This window comes from Nocardia carnea (genome assembly GCF_029869215.1).
GTDB classification, from domain to species: Bacteria; Actinomycetota; Actinomycetes; order Mycobacteriales; family Mycobacteriaceae; genus Nocardia; species Nocardia carnea_B.
This window is the reverse complement of the sequence record NZ_JARWPM010000260.1, coordinates 1-22,326: the sequence shown is the minus strand read 5'-3', so window position 1 is coordinate 22,326 and position 22,326 is coordinate 1. Positions and strand designations below refer to the sequence as shown.

At 70.4% G+C, this 22,326-nt stretch carries 3 protein-coding genes; 1 reads left to right on the top strand and 2 read right to left on the bottom strand.

Features of this window, described 5'->3' with window-relative positions:
* Nucleotides 1-137: 137 nt before the first annotated feature.
* Both katG and QH276_RS18540 read right to left on the bottom strand, forming a co-directional pair.
* Nucleotides 138-2,348 carry a catalase/peroxidase HPI gene (katG, locus tag QH276_RS18545; protein WP_280401811.1) on the bottom strand — a complete coding sequence of 737 codons (2,211 nt, stop codon included), beginning with the start codon at nucleotides 2,346-2,348 and terminating at the stop codon, nucleotides 138-140.
* Nucleotides 2,345-2,755, bottom strand: a complete 411-nt coding sequence (locus tag QH276_RS18540; RefSeq protein WP_432278730.1) for a Fur family transcriptional regulator — start codon at nucleotides 2,753-2,755, stop codon at nucleotides 2,345-2,347. Before QH276_RS18540 ends, katG begins: the two co-directional genes overlap by 4 nt.
* Before the next feature lie 1,349 nt (nucleotides 2,756-4,104).
* Here QH276_RS18540 and QH276_RS18535 point away from each other — a divergent pair.
* On the top strand, nucleotides 4,105-22,227 hold the full coding sequence (locus QH276_RS18535) for a non-ribosomal peptide synthetase (protein ID WP_280401809.1): 18,123 nt from the start codon (nucleotides 4,105-4,107) through the stop codon (nucleotides 22,225-22,227).
* The last annotated feature ends 99 nt before the right edge of the window (nucleotides 22,228-22,326 follow it).

Below are 22,326 nucleotides of genomic sequence, written 5' to 3'. Positions count from 1 at the left end.
CATCGGGAGACGGCCCCCCGCCCGAGCGGAAGGGGGCCCCCCCTGTGCGGGGGCCGGTGAACACCAGTGCGCCCCCGGGCGCCCGTTGACACCGGGGGCCACTCGATACCGTCACCCGGCACACCGGGCGGACGGGATCAGACCAGGTCGAACCGGTCGGCGTTCATCACCTTGTTCCAGGCAGCCACGAAATCGTGGACGAACTTCTCCTTGGCGTCGTCGGCCGCGTAGACCTCGGCGACGGCGCGCAGTTCGGAGTTGGAGCCGAACACCAGGTCGTAACGGGTGCCGGTCCATTTGACCTCGCCGGTCGCGGTATCGCGGGCCTCGAAAGTCTCCTGCAGTTCATCGGTGGACTTCCACTCCACACCCATATCGAGCAGGTTGACGAAGAAGTCGTTGGTCAGGGCGCCGACCTTGTCGGTGAGCACGCCCAGCGCCGACTGCTTGTAGTTGGTGCCCAGCACACGCAGACCACCGACCAGCACCGTCATCTCCGGCGCGGTGACACCGAGCAGATTCGCGCGGTCGATCAGCAGGTGCTCGAGCGGCAGCCGGTGGCCCTTGCCGATGTAGTTGCGGAAACCGTCGGTCTTCGGTTCGAGCACCGCGAAGGAATCGACATCGGTCTGTTCCTGCAGTGCGTCGTTACGACCCGGGGTGACCGGGACGGTGACCTGCACACCGGCCTCCTTGGCGGCCTGTTCGACACCGGCGGCGCCGGCGATCACGATCAGGTCGGCCAGCGACACCTTCTTACCGCCGGTCTGGGCCGCGTTGAACGATTCCTGGATCTTCTCCAGCGCGCCCAGCACCGTGGCCAGCTGCTCGGGCTCGTTGACGTCCCAGCTCTTCTGCGGTTCCAGCCGGATGCGGGCACCGTTGGCGCCGCCACGCTTATCGCTGGAGCGGAAGGTCGAGGCCGAGGCCCACGCGGTGGACACCAGCTGCGGCACGGTCAGGCCGGTGGCCAGGACCTGCTCCTTGAGCGAGGCGATATCGGCCTCGTCGACGACCTCGAAGTCCACGGCGGGGATCGGGTCCTGCCAGATCTGGATCTCCGACGGCACCTCGGGGCCGAGGTAGCGTTCGATCGGGCCCATATCGCGGTGGGTCAGCTTGTACCAGGCGCGGGCGAACGCGTCGGCGAACTGCTCCGGGTTGTCCTTGAAGCGGCGCGAGATCGGCTCGAATTCGGGGTCGAAGCGCAGCGCGAGGTCCGTCGTCAGCATCATCGGCTTCTTCTTCTTGGCCGGGTCGTGCGCGTCGGGGATGATCTCCTCGGCGTCCTTGGCGACCCACTGGTTCGCCCCGGCCGGGCTCTTGGTGAGCTCCCATTCGTAGCCGAACAGGATCGCGAAGAAGTCGTTGGTCCACTGGGCGGGTTTGGTGGTCCAGGTGACCTCCAGGCCGCTGGTGATCGCGTCGCCGGCTTTACCGGAGGCGTGGGTGCTCTTCCAGCCCAGGCCCATCTGCTCGATGGAGGCGGCTTCGGGTTCGGCGCCGACGAGGGCGGCGTCACCGGCGCCGTGGGTTTTGCCGAAGGTGTGCCCACCGGCGATCAGCGCGACGGTCTCTTCGAGATCCATCGCCATGCGGCCGAAGGTCTCCTTGATGTCCACGGCGGCGGCCAGCGGGTCCGGGTTGCCGTTGGGGCCTTCCGGGTTGACGTAGATCAGGCCCATCTGGACCGCGCCCAGCGGGCTCTCCAGGTCGCGTTCACCGCTGTAGCGCTGATCGTCGAGCCAGGCCGATTCCGGGCCCCAGTAGACGTCCTCGTCCGGTTCCCACACATCCGCGCGGCCGCCGGCGAAACCGAAGGGCTTGAAGCCCATGGTCTCCAGTGCGACGTTGCCGGCGAAGATCATCAGGTCGGCCCAGGACAGTTTCTTGCCGTACTTCTTCTTCACCGGCCACAACAGGCGGCGGGCCTTGTCCAGGTTGCCGTTGTCGGGCCAGCTGTTCAGCGGCGCGAACCGCTGCTGGCCGCCGCCACCGCCGCCGCGGCCGTCGATGGTGCGGTAGGTGCCGGCCGAATGCCAGGCCATCCGGATCATCAGCGGGCCGTAGTGGCCGAAGTCGGCGGGCCACCAGTCCTGCGAGGTGGTGAGGATTTCGGCGATATCCTTGCGGACCTCGTTCAGGTCGAGGGTTTTGAACGCCGCGGCGTAGTCGAAGTCCGGTTCCATCGGATCCGAGGCAGGCGCGTTCTTGCGCAGGATCTTCAGGTTGAGCTGATTGGGCCACCAGTCACGGTTGCCGGCACCCGTGGTGGGGTGTTTGGCCGCGAACGGGCACTGGCCAGTGGTGGTCTCGGACACTGCTTTCCTTCCGGTTACAGGGGTCATGATTTCGGGCTGGACGACGTGGAGCAGTCGGGGCACAGGCCCCAATAGACGACCTCGGCTTCGTCGATGGTGAAGCCGTGGTTGTCGGAGGCGGTCAGGCACGGCGCCGCGCCGTGTGCGCAGTCGACGTCGGCGATGGCGCCGCAGGACCGGCATACGAGGTGGTGGTGGTTGTCGGCGACCCGGGTTTCATAGCGGGCCACCGAGCCGGTGGGCTGGATACGGCGCAGCAGCCCCGCGGTCGTCAGCGCACGCAGCACGTCGTAGACGGCTTGATGCGAGACGGCGCCGAGTGTTTCGCGTACCTGCCCGATGATCGTGTCGGTATCGGAATGGGGATTGTCGTGGACGACGTTCAGTACCGCGAGCCGCGGCGCGGTCACACGCAGTGCGGCATCGCGCAGCATGTTCTCGAACTCCGCGGTCGTGGTCACGGCAGGAAGCTTACCGCTTTTCTGGAATCAATCAAGTCTAAGTATCTATCCAGAAAAGCCGCGGGTCCGGCGGATGCGCGGTAACATCCGCGCCGCCCGGGCGATAACCCGCCCCTCGGCAGTGGAGGATATCTGCGCACCCGGTCCGCCGCACGGTAATCACCGCCCTCGCCGCGCTCACCGGCCCCGCGATATCCCCGGCCGCCGCCCAGCCCTCTATCACGACCCGGTCATCCCCTGTGCGGCCACCTGTTCCCCCACCCAGGGGGAACCGCCACGCCCCGGGGCCGCGGTGTGCCGGGGCCCGTTCGGCGCCACCGGCATCGCCTGCTTCGAACGACGGAACCGGGCTCGCCGACTTCTCTCGGCGCGACCCGTGGGCCGTTCGGCACGATAGGAACGAACTGGCGCCCGGTCACTTCTTCTCCAGCGTTTTCCTCACCGGCATCCCCGATGGCGCCCGCCGCGGCCGGCTTTCATCGCCACGGGTCGATCAAGGAATATCCCGCGGGCGGAACCGGTTGCCCCCGATGTCCCGCCCCCGCACAGAGCGCATAAAGTAAATACCCGTTGCGTCGCTCGCCGAAACTTGCTTATCATTGCCTTCTCAAGATGGTCGTCGGATCGCACAGGATGTTCCGGCGACTGCCGGTCCGATTGTCGCAACCGACAGATCGGCACAACTGACGAATCCTCCAATTGTCGGGGTTGCGGGGAATCCATAGCGCGAATTCGGCGACAGCGTGGTCGGCGAATTCTGCTGGAACAAACTGGTACATAGGCACGCCACCTCCCAGAAGGCGATCCAGTGCAACCAATGAATTCCACTACGGTCCGCTTCCTGCTCGCCGCACCCGACCCGGGGCCGAGCCACCGCCGTGACCTGCAGGTAATCCGCCCGAAGCGCGGAGACCGCAGGAGCGCCGACGAGATGACTCCCGTCGGCGCCGAGTCCGCCGGATGGCCGCCACGCGCCCGCGGGGTCCGTCGCAAACACTTCCGGCCGTAACGGCCACGTATACGTCCGTCGGATTCAGCCGTGGCAGGTATCGACCGCCCCGCAATTTCCGGACGGCCTTCTACGGGAAATTGATAACCGTCGGGTATCGATTACGGGGATCGATACATTACAGATCGACCACGAATTCACGAAACAACGTTCGTCCGTGAATTCGGGTGAATCCGGGATTATCCCGGGCCGGCGGGATATGCGCCCTTCGATGAATTCCATTCTTTTCCGAATTGATGCACGTTCTGCGCAGTGACGGCGCCACCCGGGATATGGGACGGCTCCGGAAATTGACGAAATACATGGAGGTCAGGTGACCCAGTCCAAGCGCAACCTCGACGGCAGCGGGGAGCAGTCGGTTTCGGCGCCGAACGGTTCGGCCGGCGGCCCTGGTCACCCGGTTCCCGGTAACGGCTCGCCCACGGCCGACGCCGAACCGGGCCTCCCACCCGCCGGTGACGTCCTGCGGTTGTCCGCGGCGCAGCGCGGGATCTGGTTCGCCCAGCATCTGGCGGGGGCGTCGCCGATATCGGTGGCGCAGTACGTCGAGATCGCCGGTGAACTGGATGTCGATGTGCTCCTGCTGGCGTGCGAGACCGCCGGCCGCGAGTTCGGTTCCGCGCATGTCCGGCTGATCGAGGTCGACGGGGAGCCGTACCAGATCGTGGACGACAGCCTGGAATCCCCGGTCTCGGTGGTGGACCTGCGCGGGCACCCCGACCCGGTGGCGGCCGCCCACGACCTGATGGTCCGCGATTACTCCGCCCCCCTGGACCTGCTGCGCGACCGGCTCATGAAATGCGTTGTGTTCCATATCGGCCCGGACCACTACCTGTGGTATCAGCGCGCGCACCATATCGTGCTCGACGGTTTCGCCGCGGTCACGATGCTGCAGCGGATCACCGAACTGTACAACGCGTGGGTGCGCGGGCAGGAGGCGTCGCCGTCGACGGCGAAGGACCTGAGCGAGATCATCGACCAGGATCTGGCGTATCGCGGTTCGGCACGGTTCGACAACGACCGCGCCTACTGGACCGAACATCTGGCCGGAGCGCCGCCCGTGGTGAGCCTGGCGGGCCGGGTGGCCGAGCCGACCATCCATCCGGCGCTCGTCAGCGCCGCCCTCCCCGCGGACACCGCGGCGCTGCTCGACGGTGTCGTCGCCGAACGCGGCACCAGCGTCACCCCGGTCGTCGTCGCCGCGTTCGCCGCCTATCTGGCCCGGATGACCGGCAGCGACGAGGTGCTGCTGAGCCTGCCGGTATCGGGCCGGCATTCCGCGGTGCTGCGCCGTTCCGGCGGGATGGTGGCCAACGTGGTGCCGCTGCGGGTGCCGGTCGCCGGCCGCAGCACCGGATCGGTGATCGACGCCACGCAGAGCGAGCTCACCAGCGCGTTGCGCCGCCAGCGCTACCGGCAGGAGGACATCTTCCACGATATGGGGATCGCGCGGGACGAGGCCGCGTCGTTCGGGCCCGCGGTGAACCTGATGATGGTCGACAACGAGCTCGTGCTCGGCGAGACCACCGGCCGGTTGCATGTGCTGACCTCCGGCCCCACCGCCGACCTGTTCGTCAACATCTATCCGGGCGCGGGCCGCGACAGCACCCATATCGATTTCCAAGGCAACCCCGACGTCTACACCCCGGCCGAACTGTCCGGGCACCACACCCGGTTCCTGATGTTCCTGCACGAATTCCTCGCCCGCGGCACGGACTGCGGTATCAGCAGGCTGCCGCTGCTGCAGGCCCGCGAACGGGATACGCTGCTGCCGGTACGCGGCCCGCAGAGCACCGGGGTGCGGCTGCTGCCCGATATCCTCGCCGGCAGTGCGCGCCGCCACCCTGACGCGGAAGCGGTCGCCGCACCCGGCGCCACCCTGACCTACCGGGAACTGGACAGCCGGTCCACGCGCCTGGCGCGGCAGCTGGCCGCACTGGGTTGCGGGCCGGGCACGGCGGTGGCGATCGTGCTGCGGCGATCGGTCGAGTCGATCGTCGCGGCGTGGGCGGTCGCCAAATCCGGGGCCGCGATCGTGCAGGTGGATCCGGAGTATCCGCCGAAACGGATCGAACATATGGTTGCCGACAGCGGCGCCCGGGTGGCGGTCACCGTCGAAGACCTGCGCGACCGGGTGCCGCCGACCGCGCGCCCGCTGCTGCTCGACGACGCCGCGGCCCTCCCGGCCGACCCCGGCGACGAACCGTTCACCGACGCGCACCGCACCCGCCCGTTGCGGGCCGCCGACCTCGCCTACATCACCTACACCTCCGGGTCGACCGGTGTTCCCAAGGGCGTCCAGGTCACCCACAGCGGGCTGGCGAACCTGATCGCCGACCGCAGCGAAACCTACGGCGTCAACGCGCAATCGCGGGTGTCGTATGCGCTCTCACCCAGTTTCGACGCATCCCTGGAACAGTTCCTCACCTGCTTCGCGGCCGGAGCGACGCTGCTGGTGGTGCCGGCGGACGTCCTCGGCGGGGACCGTCTCACCGACCTGCTGGCCCAGCAGCGGGTCACCCACCTGACGTTGACCCCGGCCATGCTGGCCACCGTCGACCCGGCACCGCTGACCGAGCTGCGGGTGGTCGTGGTCGGGGGCGACGTGTGCCCGCCGCATGTGATCGACCGTTGGGTGCCGCATTGCGTGATGTTCAACGAATACGGGCCCACCGAGACCACGGTGACCGCCGCCGGCGCCCCGATCCGCCCGGGCCACACACTCACCGTCGGCGGCCCGATCCGCGGTGTGGAGGCCATGGTGCTGGACCGCACCCTGCAGCCGGTGCCGGTGGGCACGACGGGGGAGTTGTATCTGGCCGGGCCCGGTCTGGCCCGCGGCTACAACCACCGCTTCACCGAAACCGCGGCCCGTTTCGTCGCCGACCCCTACGGCCGCCCCGGCGAGCGGATGTACCGCACCGGCGACCTCGCGCGCTGGACCGATGCGGGCCCGGCGGTGACGCTGGAGTTGATGGGCCGCAGCGACTTCCAGGTCAAGATCCGCGGCTACCGGATCGAACCGGCCGAGATCGACGCCGCCCTCACCGGCCACGAGGACGTGGACCTGTCGGTGACCGTCCCGGTGCGCAACAATGCGGGCGCGACGGTACTGGCGTCGTATGTGGTTCCCGTCGACGGGCACCGGGTCGATCCGCTGCGGCTGCAGCGTTTCGCCCGCGACACCCTGCCCCCGCATATGGTGCCCGCGGTGATCCTGCCGCTGGATCAGCTGCCGATGAACGCGTACGGCAAACTCGACCGCACAGCGCTGCCCGAACCGGAATTCGGGACCGGACCGGCGGGCCGGGCCCCCGCCACACCACGCGAAACACTGCTGGCGGGTCTGTTCACCGAGGTCTTGGGTGTTCCGCAGGTCGGGGCCGACGACAGCTTCTTCGCCCTCGGCGGCGACAGCATCCTGTCGATCCAGTTGGTCGCCCGCGCCAAGGCCGTAGGACTGGGGTTCTCCACCCAGGATGTGTTCGAGCAGAAGACGGTCGCGGGTCTCGCGGCGACGGCCACCGAATCCGGTGGCGCCCCGCATCTGAGCGAACTCCCCGGCGGCGGCACCGGGCCGCTGCCGCTGACCCCGATCGTGCACGCCATGCTCGGCCGCGGCCACTACGACCGGTTCGCCCAGGCCACCCTCGTCCAGTTGCCCGACCACCTCGACCCGGGCCATCTCGTCCGCGCCCTGCACACCGTGCTGGACCGTCACGACATCCTGCGCGCGATGCTGCGCCCCGGCGACCACCGCCTCGAAATCCTCGCCCCCGGCGCGGTCGATGCCGCCACCGTCCTCACCCGCACCGAACTCCGGAACCGGGACGCCGCCGAGGTGGACCGGTCTCTGCAGGAGGCCGCCGACCGTCTCGACCCGTCCAGCGGTGCCCTCGTGCAGGCCGTCTGGCTGCACGATCCCGGTACGGAACCCGATCTGCTGTGGCTGGTGATCCACCACCTCGCCGTCGACGCGGTGTCGTGGCGGATCCTGCTCGCCGATCTGGCCCAGGCGTGGGCGCAGATCGCGGCCGGTGACGACCCGCGGATCGGCGCCGGCACCACCTCGGTGCGGCGCTGGGCACACGGCCTCGCCGAACAGGCGTCCGCGCGGCGCGCCGGCGAACTGGCGCGGTGGAGCGGTGTCCTCGCCGGCGGTGACCGGCTACTGGGGGCGCGGCCCCTGGACCCGCACCGCGATACCGCGGCCACCGCGGGCCGGGTACGGTTGCGGATCCCGGCCGAGGTCACCGAGGCCGTACTCACCACCCTGCCTGCCCGCTACCACGGCAGCGCCAACGACCCCCTGCTCGCGGCGCTGACGCTGGCGCTGGCCGAATGGCGGCGCCGCCGTGGCGACACCGCCGGCGGCGGGGAATTGATCTCCCTGGAAGGGCACGGCCGTGAAGAGCGGGCTGTGCCGGGCGCCGATCTCAGCGCCACGGTCGGCTGGTTCACCACCCGGTTCCCGGTCCGGCTCGAAGTGCCCGGTATCGACCCCGGCGACGCGTTCGCCGGGGGTCCGGCGGCGGGACTCGCGATCAAACAGGTGAAGGAGCAACTGCGGGCGGTGCCGGACAACGGCATCGGTTACGGGATGCTGCGTTACCTGGATCCCGTGGGTCACGCCGAACTCGGGCAACTGCCGGAGCCCCAGATCAGTTTCAACTATCTGGGGCGGGTGGGTGTCCGCGAACACTCGGGGGCGTGGACACCCACCACCGAATTCACCTCGCTCACCGCGACCACCGACCCGCAGATGGCGCTGCCCGCGGTCGTCGATGTGAACGCGATCGCCGAACCCGGCCCCGACGGCCTCGAACTCGACGCCACCTGGGAATTCGCCGCACAGATCCTGAGCGCCGACGACGTCGGGGAATTGGCCGGGCTGTGGGAGCAGGCGCTGCGCGGGCTGGCCGCGCACGCGCGCAGCGAATCCGCCGGCGGTTTCACCCCGTCGGATTTCCCGCTGGTCGAGGTTTCGCAGGCCGAGATCGACGGCTGGCTGCGCGACTACCCGGAGCTGACCGATGTGTGGCCGTTGACCGCGCTGCAGTCCGGGCTGCTGTTCCACACCCTCTACGACCGCGACAGCGACGACGGCTACATCGTGCAGGCGGCACTCACCCTGGCCGGGCAGGTCGACGCGCCCCGGATGCGGCGCGCCGCGCAAATCCTGCTGGACCGGCACGACAGCCTGCGCACCGCGTTCACCGAAAGCGGTGCCGGCCCCCGCCAGCTCGTGCTCGACCGGGTCCGGGTCGATTGGCGCGATACCGATCTCACCGGCCTCGGCGACGACGACCGCGACCGCGAAATCGAGCGCCTGGCCGCGGCGGAATCGGCTCCCTTCGATCCCGCCCGGCCGCCGCTGCTGCGCTTCCACCTGCTGCGTACCGCCGCCGCCGAATACCGGCTGCTGGTCACCAACCATCACCTCGTGCTCGACGGCTGGTCGATGCCGCTGCTGATCCACCAGCTGCTCGCCCTGTACACCGCGGGTGGTGACGCGGCGGGCGAGCTCCCGGCGCCACGGTCCTACCGCGACTACCTGCAATGGCTGCACACCCGCGACCGCGACGCCGCCACCGCGGCCTGGCAGCGGATGCTGGCCGGGGTGGAGAACCCGACCCGGGTGGCGGGCCGGCCCGACCGCGCCAGCCGCGCTCCCAGCGGCGAGGTCGGTCTCGATCTCGCGCCCGCGACCGCCGCCGCGGTGGCGGAGCTGGGCCGCGCGCACGGTGTCACCGCCGGCACCTCCCTGCAGGTGGCGTGGGCGCTGCTGCTGTCCACCCTCACCGGCCGCCCGGACGTGGTGTTCGGGAATACGGTCACCGAGCGCCCGCCGCAGATCCTCGGCGTCGAGCACATGGTGGGTTTGTTCATCAACACCCTGCCGGTGCGGGTGCGGCTCGACCCGCACGAAACGGTCGCCGATCTGCTCACCCGCGTCCAGTCCGAGCAGGCCGCGATGCTGGAGCACCGCCATATCGGCTTGGCCGATCTGCAGCGCGCCACCGGTATCGCCGATATGTTCGACACGGTCACCGTGCTGGAGTCCTACCCGCTCGACCGCGACGGCCTGGCCCGCGATCTCGGCGACGCCGGGCTGCGGCTGGTCGACGTCGATGCCCGTGACGCCACCCCCTACCCGCTGAGCCTGCAGGTCACCCCGCCGCGCCCGGGCCGCGACGAGGGAACCGGCACCTACACCGTCACCCTGCGCTACGCCACCGACCGTTTCGCCGGCGAACAGGCCCGTAGCCTGCTGGAACGGTTCGAACTGATCCTCACCCGGCTCGTCACCGATCCCGCTGCCCGCGCGGCCGCGGTCCCCTCCTGCTGGGATACCGAACGCGCCGAACTGCTGTCAATCGCCGGGGACCCGCCGGTCGCCGAACGCACCCTGGGCGACCTGCTCTCCGCCACCGCCCACCATTATCCGGTCGCCACGGCCGTACGGTCCGGCGACACCACCCTCACCTATCGTGAACTCGAACAACGCGCCGACGACGTGGCCCGGCTGCTGGCGGCGCGCGGGGCGCGCCCGGAAACGTTCGTGGCGCTGGCCCTGCCGCGTTCGGCCGAGCTGGTGGTGGCGATGTGGGCGGTGGCGCGCACCGGCGCCGCCTTCGTCGCGCTCGATCCCGCCAATCCCACCGAACGACTCGCCCGGATGCTCGCCGATTCCCGCAGCACCCTGGGCGTGACGATCGGTGCCCTCGCCCCGCACCTGCCGGACACCGTCGACTGGCTGCTCCTCGACGACGACCACCCGCGGCCCGCCGCCACCCCGGACCCGGCCCCGCGACCCGACCCCGCCGCCACCGCGTACGTCATCTTCACCTCCGGATCGACCGGCACCCCGAAGGCGGTGCAGGTGACCCACCGCGGCCTCGCCGACGTCGCCGCCGCGCATACCGAAGCGTTCGGCGTGGACACCACTTCGACGGTGCTGCAGGTCGCCTCACCCGGGTTCGACGCCTGCGTTTCGGAGCTGCTGCTGGCCCACGGCAACGGCGGCTGCCTGGTGATCGCGCCACCGGAGGTGTACGGCGGCCCCGACCTGACGCGGCTGCTGGCCGCCGAACGGGTCACCCATGCCATCATCACCCCGTCCGTGCTGAACACTCTCGACCCCGCGCAACTGGAATCGCTGACGACGATCGCGGTGGTCGGGGAGGCCACCGGCAGCGATACCGTGCACCGGTGGGCGCCCGGGCGGCGGCTGATGAACCATTACGGGCCCACCGAAACCACCATCTGGGCCACCGGTTCCGGCGCCCTGCAACCCGAGGCACCGGTGACGATCGGCCGCCCGGTGCGCGGTGTGTCGGTGGCGGTACTCGATATGTGGTTGCGACCCGTGCCCGTGGGTGTGGCCGGCGAACTGTATCTCGGCGGCCCCGGGCTGGCCCGCGGCTATTTCGGCCGCCCGGGCACCACCGCGTCCCGTTTCGTCGCCGACCCGCGCTCCGGCCACGGCGAACGGCTTTACCGCACCGGCGATTCGGTGCGCTGGATCCGCGTCCGCGGCGGGCTGGAACTGGAATACGTGGGCCGCAACGACCAGCAGGTCAAAATTCACGGCCTGCGCATCGAACCGGGGGAGATCGACGCCCAGCTCGTGCGGCATCCCGCGGTGGCCGGTGCCGCCACCGTCACCCGCACCGGCCCCGCCGGGGAACCGATCCTGGTGTCCTATATCGTCGCCGCCCCCGGCGCGAACCCGGACACCGCCGCCCTGCACGACTACCTGGGCCGCACCCTCGCCCACTACATGGTGCCGGCCGCGATCGTGGAACTCGACGAGATGCCGGTCACCGCCACCGGAAAGATTGACCGCAAAGCCCTGCGGCAGCGGGAATTCACCGCCCACGCCACGGCCGGCCGGGCTCCGCGCACCTCCGAGGAACAGGTACTGGCCGACCTGTTCGCCGAGGTGCTGAACCTGGACGCCGTCTCGGCCGACAGCAACTTCTTCGCCCTCGGCGGCGACAGCATCGTCTCCATGCGCCTGGTGGCGCTGGCCCGCACCGCCGGGCTCGTCTTCACCCCCCGCGACGTGTTCGACCACAAAACCGTCGCCGCGCTCGCCGCCGCCGCCCGCACCGGCACACCCGCACCGGACGCGGCCGCGCCCGCCGGGGGCCCCGACCGGCAGCCGCGTACCCCACTCACCGAAGCCGACCTCAACGCGCTGCACCGCACCTATCCCGGCCTGACCGAAGTATGGCCGCTGTCGCCGATGCAATCCGGGATCCATTTCCATTCCACCTTCGCCACCGACGGTCCCGCCGGACACGACACCGACAACTACACGGTGCAGACCACGATCGGGTTCTCCGGCACCGTCGACGCCGGGCGCCTGCGGCGCGCCGCCCAAGCGCTGATCGACCGGCACGACATCCTGCGCGCCGCCTTCGTCGACACCGCCTCCGGGCCCGCCCAGATCGTGCTCGACCACGCCGAGGTCACCTTCGAACAGATCGACCTCACTCCCGGCGGCCCCGCGGCCGGCGAGATCGCCGCCGCCGACGCCGCCGCCGGTTTCGACCTGTCCGCGCCGCCCCTGATCCGGTTCACCCTCCTCCGCCTCGCCCCCGGCGAATTCCGGCTGCTCGTCACCAACCATCACATCGTGCTCGACGGCTGGTCCATGCCGCTGCTGATGGGTGAGCTCCTCGAAAACTACGGTGCCCCCGAACGGATCGGCGCCGCCGGGCCCGCCCCCTCCTACCGCGACTACCTGGTCTGGCTCGACCACCAGGACCTCGCCGCCTCCAAAGAGGCTTGGGCACAGGCCTATTCGGATGTCACCGCACCCACCCGGGTCGCCCGCGGCACCGGCGCCGCCAGCACCGCCGACGAGGTGAACGCCGAAATCCCCGCCGCCGTCCACGACGCGCTGCGGCAGGTCGCCGCCGACGGCGCCGTCACCGTCAACACGGCCGTCGCCGCCGCGTGGGCGGTGAATCTGCGCGTCCTCACCGACGACACCGACGTGATCTTCGGTGCCGCGGTCTCCGGCCGGCCACCGGAACTGCCGCAGGTCGACCACACCCTCGGCATGTTCCTCAACACCGTGCCCGTCCGGGTCCGGCTCACACCACACCACACGTTGCGGGATCTGCTGACCGGAATCCAGCAGCAGCACGCCACCATGCTCGACCACCACTATGTGGGGCTGCCCGATATCCACCGCGCCGCCGGTGTCACCGAACTGTTCGACACCGCCATCGCCTTCCAGTCGTTCCCCGTCGACCGCCCGGGACTGCAACGGCTCGTCGACTCCGCGGGCCTGCGAGTCGGTGAGATCACCGGCGTCGACGCCACCCCGTTCCCGCTCAGCCTGGTGGTCGCACCCACCCGCGACGGATCCGCGGGCCTGCGGATCACCCTGCGGTTCCTGCGCGACGAATTCGACACCGACCGCGCCCACCGCATCCTCGACCGGTTCGTGCAGATCCTGCACCGTATTGCCGACGATCCGGCCACCCGCCTCGCCGACCTGTCCCTGCCCGGCGACACACAACCCACCCACCCGCCCGCCGGCCACCCCACCCCGGCGACCCTGCCCGAAATCCTGTCGGCCTCCGCCACCGCGGCACCCGAGGCGGTCGCCGTGCAATACGCTGACACCACCCTCACCTACCGCGAACTCGACGAACAATCGAACCGGCTCGCCCGGATCCTGTCGCGCCGCGGCGCCCGCCCCGGCACCGTCCTCGCCGCCGCCCTGCCGCGCTCCCTCGACGCGATCGTCACCATCTGGGCCGCCGCGAAAGCGGGTGCCGCGTTCGTGCCGATCGACCCGAACCTGCCCGCCGGGCGTATCGAATTCCTGCTCACCGACTCGCGCGCGGCACTAGGGGTCACCGATACCGCGACCCGCCCGAGCCTGCCCGACAACCTCGACTGGCTCGTCCTCGACGACGACACCACCCGCCACGACCTCACCGCCGAACCCGCCACACCCGGCACCCACGGCGCCCGGCACCTCGACGACGGCGCCTACGTCGTCTACACCTCCGGGTCCACCGGCACCCCCAAAGGTGTGCGGGTCGGGCACCGCGGCCTCGCCGACGTCGTCACCGCACAACGCCGCGTCCTGCACGTCGACCGGCAGTCGACGGTGCTACAGGTCGCCTCACCCAGTTTCGACGCCGCACTGTTCGAACTGCTCATGGCGCACGGCACCGGCGCGCGGCTCGTCATCGCCCCACCGGATGTGTACGGCGGCCGTGAACTGGCCGACCTGATCCGCCGCGACCACATCACCCACGCGGTGATCACCCCGTCGGCGCTGGCCACTGTCCCACCCGAGGATCTCGGCGGTCTCCGCGTCCTGGCCACCGCCGGTGAAGCGATCGGCCCCGACCTGGTGCAGCGCTGGGCCCCCGGCCGCACCCTCATCAACCTCTACGGCCCCAGCGAAACCACCATCTGGGCCACCGCCGGGGAACTACCCGACACCGGCACACCCGTCACCATCGGCCGCCCCGCCGGCCCCGTCGCGGCCACCGTCCTCGACACCTGGCTGCGCCCGGTACCCCAAGGTGTGGCCGGCGAACTGTACCTGTTCGGAATCGGCCTGGCCGAAGGCTATATCGACCGCCCCGGACTCACCGCGGCCCGGTTCGTCGCCTCCCCGTTCGGCGACCCCGGCACCCGCATGTACCGCACCGGCGACGTCGTCCGCTACACCCCCGACGGCGACCTCGAATTCGTCGGCCGCAACGACTTCCAGGTGAAGATCCGCGGCATGCGGGTCGAACTGGGGGAGATCGATGCCGTGCTCACCGCACGCCCCGATATCGCGTTCGCCGCCACCCTCGCCCACCGCGGCCACGGCCGCCCCGCCCGGCTGGCGTCCTACGTGGTGCCCGCACCCGGCGCAACCCTCACCCCCGACGACCTGACCGCCGCCCTCACCGAAGCGCTGCCCGCCCATATGGTTCCCGCCGCGATCACCGTCCTCGACGAGGTACCGCTGACCTCGAACGGCAAACTCGACCGCGACCGCCTCCCGGAACCCGAATTCCCCGTCCGCGAATTCCGGGCCCCCGCGACCTGGCTGGAAGAACTCGTCGCCGACGCGTTCGCCCAAGTCCTGCACACCGACCGGGTCGGCGCCGACGACGACTTCTTCGCCCTCGGCGGCGATTCGCTCAGCGCCTCCCTCGTCGTATCCCGCGTGGGCGCCGCACTCGGTGTCCGGGTACCGGTCCGCGCCCTGTTCGAGACATCCACCGTCGCCGGACTCGCCCGCCACACCGGCACCCTGCGCGGCGACGGCCGGATACCGCTCACCGCGAGCGCCCGCCCCGACCCGGTCCCGCTGTCCCTGGCGCAGCAGCGCATGTGGTTCCTGAACCGGTTCGAACCCGAATCGGCGGCCTACAACATCCCGGTCGTGCTGCGCCTCACCGGGCAACTGGACACCGCGGCCCTGCACGCCGCACTCACCGATGTCATCGCCCGCCACGAAGTGCTGCGCACCATCTACCCCGAAACCGAAGGCGAACCCCGCCAGGTGGTACTGGCCGAACCCGCACCCGCGGTCCAGGCCCGGACCGTGGACGAGGGCACCGCCCCCGCCGCCGTCACCGAATTCGTCCGCACCGGATTCGACGTCACCACCGAAGTCCCGCTCCGCGTCGCCCTGTTCGATCTCGACACCGCCGGTGACACCGGGCAATTCCTGCTCGTCCTGGTCGTCCACCACATCGCCGGCGACGGCCAATCCATGGGACCGCTGGCCCGCGACGTGATGACCGCCTACGCCGCCCGCGTCGGCGGCCACGCACCCCGGTGGGAACCACTGCCCGTCCAATACGCCGACTACGCCGTCTGGCAACGGCAGGTACTCGGCTCCGCCGACGACCCCGAATCGCTGCTGTCCACCCAGCTGCGGTACTGGCGCGACACCCTCACCGGCGCACCCGAACGCCTCGACCTGCCCGCCGACCGCCCCCGCCCACCCGTCGCGTCCCTGGCCGCCGGCCGCATCCCCGTCGACATCGGCGCCGACCTGCACGCCCGGCTGCTGCACCTCGCCCGCACCCACGGCTCCTCCCTGTTCATGACCGTGCACGCCGCGCTCGCCGCCGTCCTCGGCCGCCTCGCCGGCAGCGACGACCTCGTGATCGGCACCCCCGTCGCGGGCCGCGGCGAACCCGGCCTCGACGACCTCGTCGGCATGTTCGTCAACACCCTCGCCCTGCGCACCACCCTCGACACCGGCGAACCGTTCACCGGCCTGCTCGCCCGCACCCGCGAAACCGACCTGCAAGCCTTCGAACACGCCGACGTACCGTTCGAACGCGTCGTGGAAGAACTCAACCCGCAACGCTCCGCCGCCCAGCACCCGTTGTTCCAGGTGGTACTGGCATTCCAGAACCTCGCCGACACCGAGGTCGAACTGCCCGGCGTCACGGTGTCCCGCGCCGACACCGACACCGGCCTCACCCAATTCGACCTGCAATTCGTGCTCGCCGACACCTACGACGACAGGGGAGAGGCCCAAGGCATCTCCGGCACCGTCATGTACACCCACGACCTGTTCGACGAAGCCACCGCCGCCGGATTCGTGCACCGTCTGATCCGGGTCCTCGACGCGGTCACCACCGACCCCGCCGTCACCGTCGGCGATATCGACTGGCTCGACACCGGCGAACACCGCGACCTCGTCACCCGCATCGGCCCCCGCCCCACCGCGGAACCGTACGCGCCCGCCCTGCTCCCGGACGTGTTCGCGGCCGCCGTCCGCGACAACGCCGACGGGACCGCCGTGATCGCCGACGGCACCGAACTCACCTACCGGCAACTCGACCACCGCTCGAACCAGCTGGCGCGGCTGCTCATCGCCCACGGCGCCGGACCCGAACACCCCGTCCTCGTCGCCGCCGGCCGGTCCGCCGAAGCGATCCTCGCCTGGTGGGCCGTCGTCAAAACCGGCGCCCCCTATGTCCCCGTCGACCCCCGCTACCCGGCGAGCCGCATCGAGCAGATGGTCACCGATTCCGGCGCCGGCCTCGGCGTCACCGTCGCCGCCGCACAACCACAACTCCCGGCCACCCTCGACTGGCTCGTCCTCGACGACCCCACCGTGACCGGCCGAATCGAGGAACACCCCCACGAACCCCTCACCGACACCGAACGCCGGCAACCCCTGCGCGCCGGCAACGCCGCCTACATCGTCTTCACCTCCGGCTCCACCGGACGCCCCAAAGGTGTCGCCGTCACCCACACCGGTATCGCCGATTTCGTCGCCGCCGGCCGTGCCGGACACCACCCCGGCCAACCCACCCGCGTCCTGCACTTCGCGTCCCCGTCCTTCGACGCCTCCCTCCTGGAAATCCTGCTCGCCACCGGCCGCGCCGCCACCCTCGTCATCGCTCCCACCGGCATCTACGGCGGCGACGAACTCGCCGGATTCCTGCGCACCCACCGCATCACCCACGCCTTCGTCACCCCCGCCGCACTCGCCTCGGTCGACCCCACCGGACTCGACGACCTGCAGATGGTCATGTCCGGCGGCGACGAAGTGCCCGCCGACCTCATCACCCGCTGGTCCGGCACCGACCGCGCCGGCACCCGCGAATTCCGGATCCTGTACGGGCCCACCGAAACCACCATGGTCGCCACCGCCACCGACCGCATCCGCCCCGGCGACCGCCCCACCATCGGCACCCCGCTGCCCGGAATGCGCGCCCTGGTCCTCGACGACCGGCTGCGACCCGTCCCCGTCGGCGTCGCCGGCGAACTGTACCTCGCCGGCCCCGCCCTGGCCCGCGGCTACCTGAACCGGCCCACCACCAACGCCGCCCGGTTCACCGCCTGCCCGTACGGCGAACCCGGCAGCCGCATGTACCGCACCGGCGACGTCGTCCGCTGGAACCGCCACGGCGACCTCGAATTCATGGGCCGCAACGACTTCCAGGTGAAAGTCCGCGGCTACCGGGTCGAACTCGGCGAAATCGACACCGTCCTCGGCGCCCGCCCCGAAGTGGCGTTCGCCGTGACCGTGCCCCGCCGCGACGGCACCGGCCCCGTCACCCTCGTGTCCTATGTGGTGGCCGCCGCCGGCACCGAAATCTCCGTCGACGACCTCACCGCGGCACTCACCGACGCCCTGCCCTCCTACATGGTGCCCGCCGCGATCATGGTCCTCGACCGGGTCCCGCTGTCCCCGAACGGGAAACTCGACCGCAAAGCCCTGCCCGCACCCATCCTGCAAACCAGGCACTTCCGCGCCCCCGCCTCCCCGGTGGAAGAAATCGTCGCCGGAGTCTTCGCCGACGTACTCGGACTCGACCGTCCTGTCGGCGCCGACGACGACTTCTTCGAACTCGGTGGCAACAGCCTCGTCGCCACCCGCGTCGCCGCCCGCATCGGCGCCGCCCTCGACGCGACCGTCCCGGTCGCGATGATCTTCGACGCACCCACCGTCACCGAACTCGCCGCCCGTGCCGAATCCCACGCCGACACCGGCCGCGTCGCGCTCACCCCGCAACCCCGCCCACCCCATATCCCGCTGTCCTACGCACAGCAGCGGATGTGGTTCCTCAACCGGTTCGAACCCGACTCCGCCGCCTACAGCATTCCCATCGTCATCCGCCTCACCGGGCGCCTCGATACCGGCGCCCTGCACGCCGCGATCACCGACGTCGTGGACCGCCACGAAGTCCTGCGCACCATCTACCCGCACACCGAAGGGGAGCCCGCACAGGTGGTTCTCCCCACCGGTGAAACGCCGCCGCTCACCGCCACACCGATCACCGAGACCGAACTACCGGCCGCGATCACGGCACTCGTCGCCACCGTCTTCGACGTGACCACCCAGGTACCGCTGCGCGTCCGGCTGTTCGAACTCGCCCCCGACAGCTGGGTCCTGGCCGTCGTCCTGCACCATATCGCCGGCGACGGATCCTCCCTGGCGCCCCTGGCCCGGGACATGATGACCGCCTACCACGCACGGGTCCACGGCCGCCCACCCGGCTGGGCACCACTCACCGTCCAATACGCCGACTACGCGATCTGGCAGCACACCGTCCTGGGCACCGAAAACGACCCCGACTCCCTGCTGCGCGCCCAGATCGACTACTGGACAACCCAGCTCGCCGACCTGCCGCCGCTCCTGGAACTCCCCGCCGACCGGCCGCGGCCCCCCGCGCAGTCCTACGCCGGCGCCACCGTCCCCCTCACCATCGACGCCGAACTACACGCCGACCTGGAAAAAGTCGCGCGCGCCCACAACACCACCCTGTTCATGGTGTTCCACGCCGCCCTCGCCGCCACCTTCGCGCGGCTCGCCGCCACCGACGATATCGCCATCGGCACCCCCTACGCCGGACGCGGCGAACCCGAACTCGACAACCTCGTCGGCATGTTCGTCAACACCCTCGTCCTGCGCACCCGGCTCACCGACCGGACCTCGTTCACCGAACTACTCGACCAAGTACGCGATACCGACCTCGCCGCGTTCGGCCACGCCGACGTCCCGTTCGAACGCCTCGTCCAGGAACTCAACCCCGTACGCTCCCACGCACACCACCCGCTGTTCCAGGTGATGCTCGCCTTCCAGAACCTCACCACCACCGACTTCGAACTTCCCGGACTCACCGCCTCCGCCGTGGCCGCCGACACCGAAACCTCCCTGTTCGACCTCCAGGTCACCGTCTCCGACAACTACGACACCACCGGAAACCCCACCGGCATCACCGGCGGCATCACCTACGCCACCGACCTGTTCGACCCGGCCACCGCCGCCACCATGGTCGAACGCCTGCACCGGATACTGCGCGCCCTCGTCACCGATCCCACGGGCCTGATCCACGACGTGGACCTGCTCGACACCCGCGAACGCGTAGCCGTCCTGCACGACTGGAACGCCACCGGCCGGCCCCTCGACTCCGGCGAAACCCTCCCCGCACTGTTCGCCCACGCCACCCGCACCTACCCGGACAGGCCCGCCGTGGAATCCGGCGACCGCACCCTCACCTACGCGGAATTCGCCGCCCGCGTCCACCGCCTCGCCCGCTGGCTGATCGACCGCGGCGTCGGCCCCGACACCCTGGTGGCACTACGGATGCGCCGATCCCTCGACCAGGTCACCGCCATGTACGCCGTGCACGCCGCCGGCGGCGGCTACGTCCCCGTCGACCCCGACCACCCGGCCGACCGGATCGACTACATGCTGGCCACCGCCGACCCGGTCGTCGTCCTGACCTCCCTCGACGGCATCGACCTCACCGATTTCGCCGACACCCCCGTCACCGACCGCGACCGCCGCGCCCCGCTGCGCCCGGACAACCTCGCCTACGTGCTGTTCACCTCCGGCTCCACCGGACGCCCCAAAGGTGTCGCCGTCACACACCGGGCGGCCCTCAACCAGCTGCACTGGATCATCGGCACCTACCGGCTCGGCGCCGCCGACACCGTACTGCAGAAAACCCCCGCCACCTTCGACGTCTCCGTCTGGGAACTGTTCGCCACCCTCGCCGTCGGCGCACGGCTGGTGATCGCCCGCCCCGACGGCCACACCGACCCCGCCTACCTCGCCGAAACCATTGCCAGACACCACATCACCGTCACCTCTTTCGTCCCGTCGATGCTCGCCGCGTTCGCCGGCGCGGCACCGGCATCCGCCCTCACCTCGCTGCGGGCACTGCTCGTGGGCGGTGAAGCCTTCGGCGCCGACGTCGTCTCCGCCGCCCGGCAGGTCATGCCCGGCACCGACCTGCACAACCTGTACGGCCCCACCGAATTCACCCTGCACGCCACCGCTCACCACGTGACCGACGCCGACACCGGCAGCGTCCCCATGGGCACACCCGTCTGGAACGTCCGCGCCTACATCCTCGACAGCCGCCTGCACCCGGTACCGCCCGGAGTGGCGGGGGACCTGTACCTCGCCGGCAACCAGATCGCCCGCGGCTACCACGCCCGCCCCGGACTCACCGCCGACCGTTTCGTCCCCGACCCCTACGCCCACGGGCAGCGCATGTACCGCACCGGCGACCGGGCCCGCCGCCGCCGCGACGGCGAACTGGAATACCTGGGCCGCACCGACTTCCAGGTGAAACTCCGCGGCCTGCGCATCGAACTCGGCGAAATCGAAGCCGTCCTCGCCGAACATCCCACCATCGCCCGCGCCATCGCCGCCGTACACACCACCGCCGCCGGCGACCACCTCGTCGGCTACCTCGTGCCCGCCGCGGACGCCACCGTCGACACCGCGGCCGTCCTCGCCCACGCCGCCACCGAACTCCCGGACTACATGGTGCCGACCACCGTGATGGTGCTCGACGCCGTCCCGTTCACCGCCTCCGGCAAACTCGACCGCAAACGCCTGCCCGAACCGGTGTTCGCGGTAGGGGAGTTCCGGGAACCGTCCTCGTGGCTGGAAGGGCAGGTCGCCCGCGCCTACGGGCACGTCCTCGGCGTGGACCGTGTCGGCGCCGACGACGACTTCTACGCCCTCGGCGGCAACTCCCTCAAATCGGTGCAGGTGGTGACCGAGCTGAAGAAGGAACTCGACTACGAGGTCCCGGTCAGCTGGATCCTGTCCGATCCGCGTCCCGCCGAACTCGCCAAACGTATCGAAACCGGGATGCGGACCGGTGAGGTCGCCACCGAACCCGCCGCCCCCGGATTCGATGTGCTGCTACCGATCCGCACCGAAGGGCAGCGACCCCCGCTGTTCTGCATCCATCCCGCGTCGGGCCTGGCCTGGTCCTACCGGCCCCTCGGTGAATACCTGTCCCCAGGCCGCCCGATCTACGGCATCCAGGCCCCGCAGCTCAGCGGCAATGGGAGAGCGGCGGGCAGTATCGAAGACACCGCCCGCCGCTACTTCGACGAGATCCGCAAGGTTCAGCCGCACGGGCCTTACCACCTACTCGGCTGGTCACTCGGCGGCCAGATCGCCCACGCGATCGCGGTCGAGATGCGCGCCGCCGGGGAAGAGGTGGCGCTGCTGGCCCTGCTGGACGCCGAAGCCGACGGCTTCGACCGGTCGGCGGTCACCACCGTGACCGCCGGAGAACTGGTGGCCAACCTCGGTCCCGTCATGGGTATCGATTTCGTACCCGCCGACGCCACCGCCGAGGAAGCCGCCGCCCTGATCGAGGAGAAGCTGGGGGACCGGCTCGGCATCGACGCCGCACTGATCCAGCGTATGACCGACGCCTACAACGACTCCCTCCGCGCGGCCGCCGACTGGCGACCCCGGCCCCTGGACGGCGACCTGCTGTACTTCACCGCGACCAGTGAGCGACGCGCCGACGCCACCGGCCACCGCGGCTGGGAGCCGGTGGTCCGCGGCCGGGTCACCGATATCGATATCGAGGCAACCCATCTGGCAATGACCGAACCCGCGGTCTTGGCCCGTATCGCCCGCGTCCTGAACGAACGACTCGACCGGTGAACCACCGCGGGCAGTTGGGGCGCCCGCCCCAGGGCGACCATAGGTGTGGGGCGCCAGCCCGCGCGCACCCGGCGCCCGCACGACCACCACGAACCAACC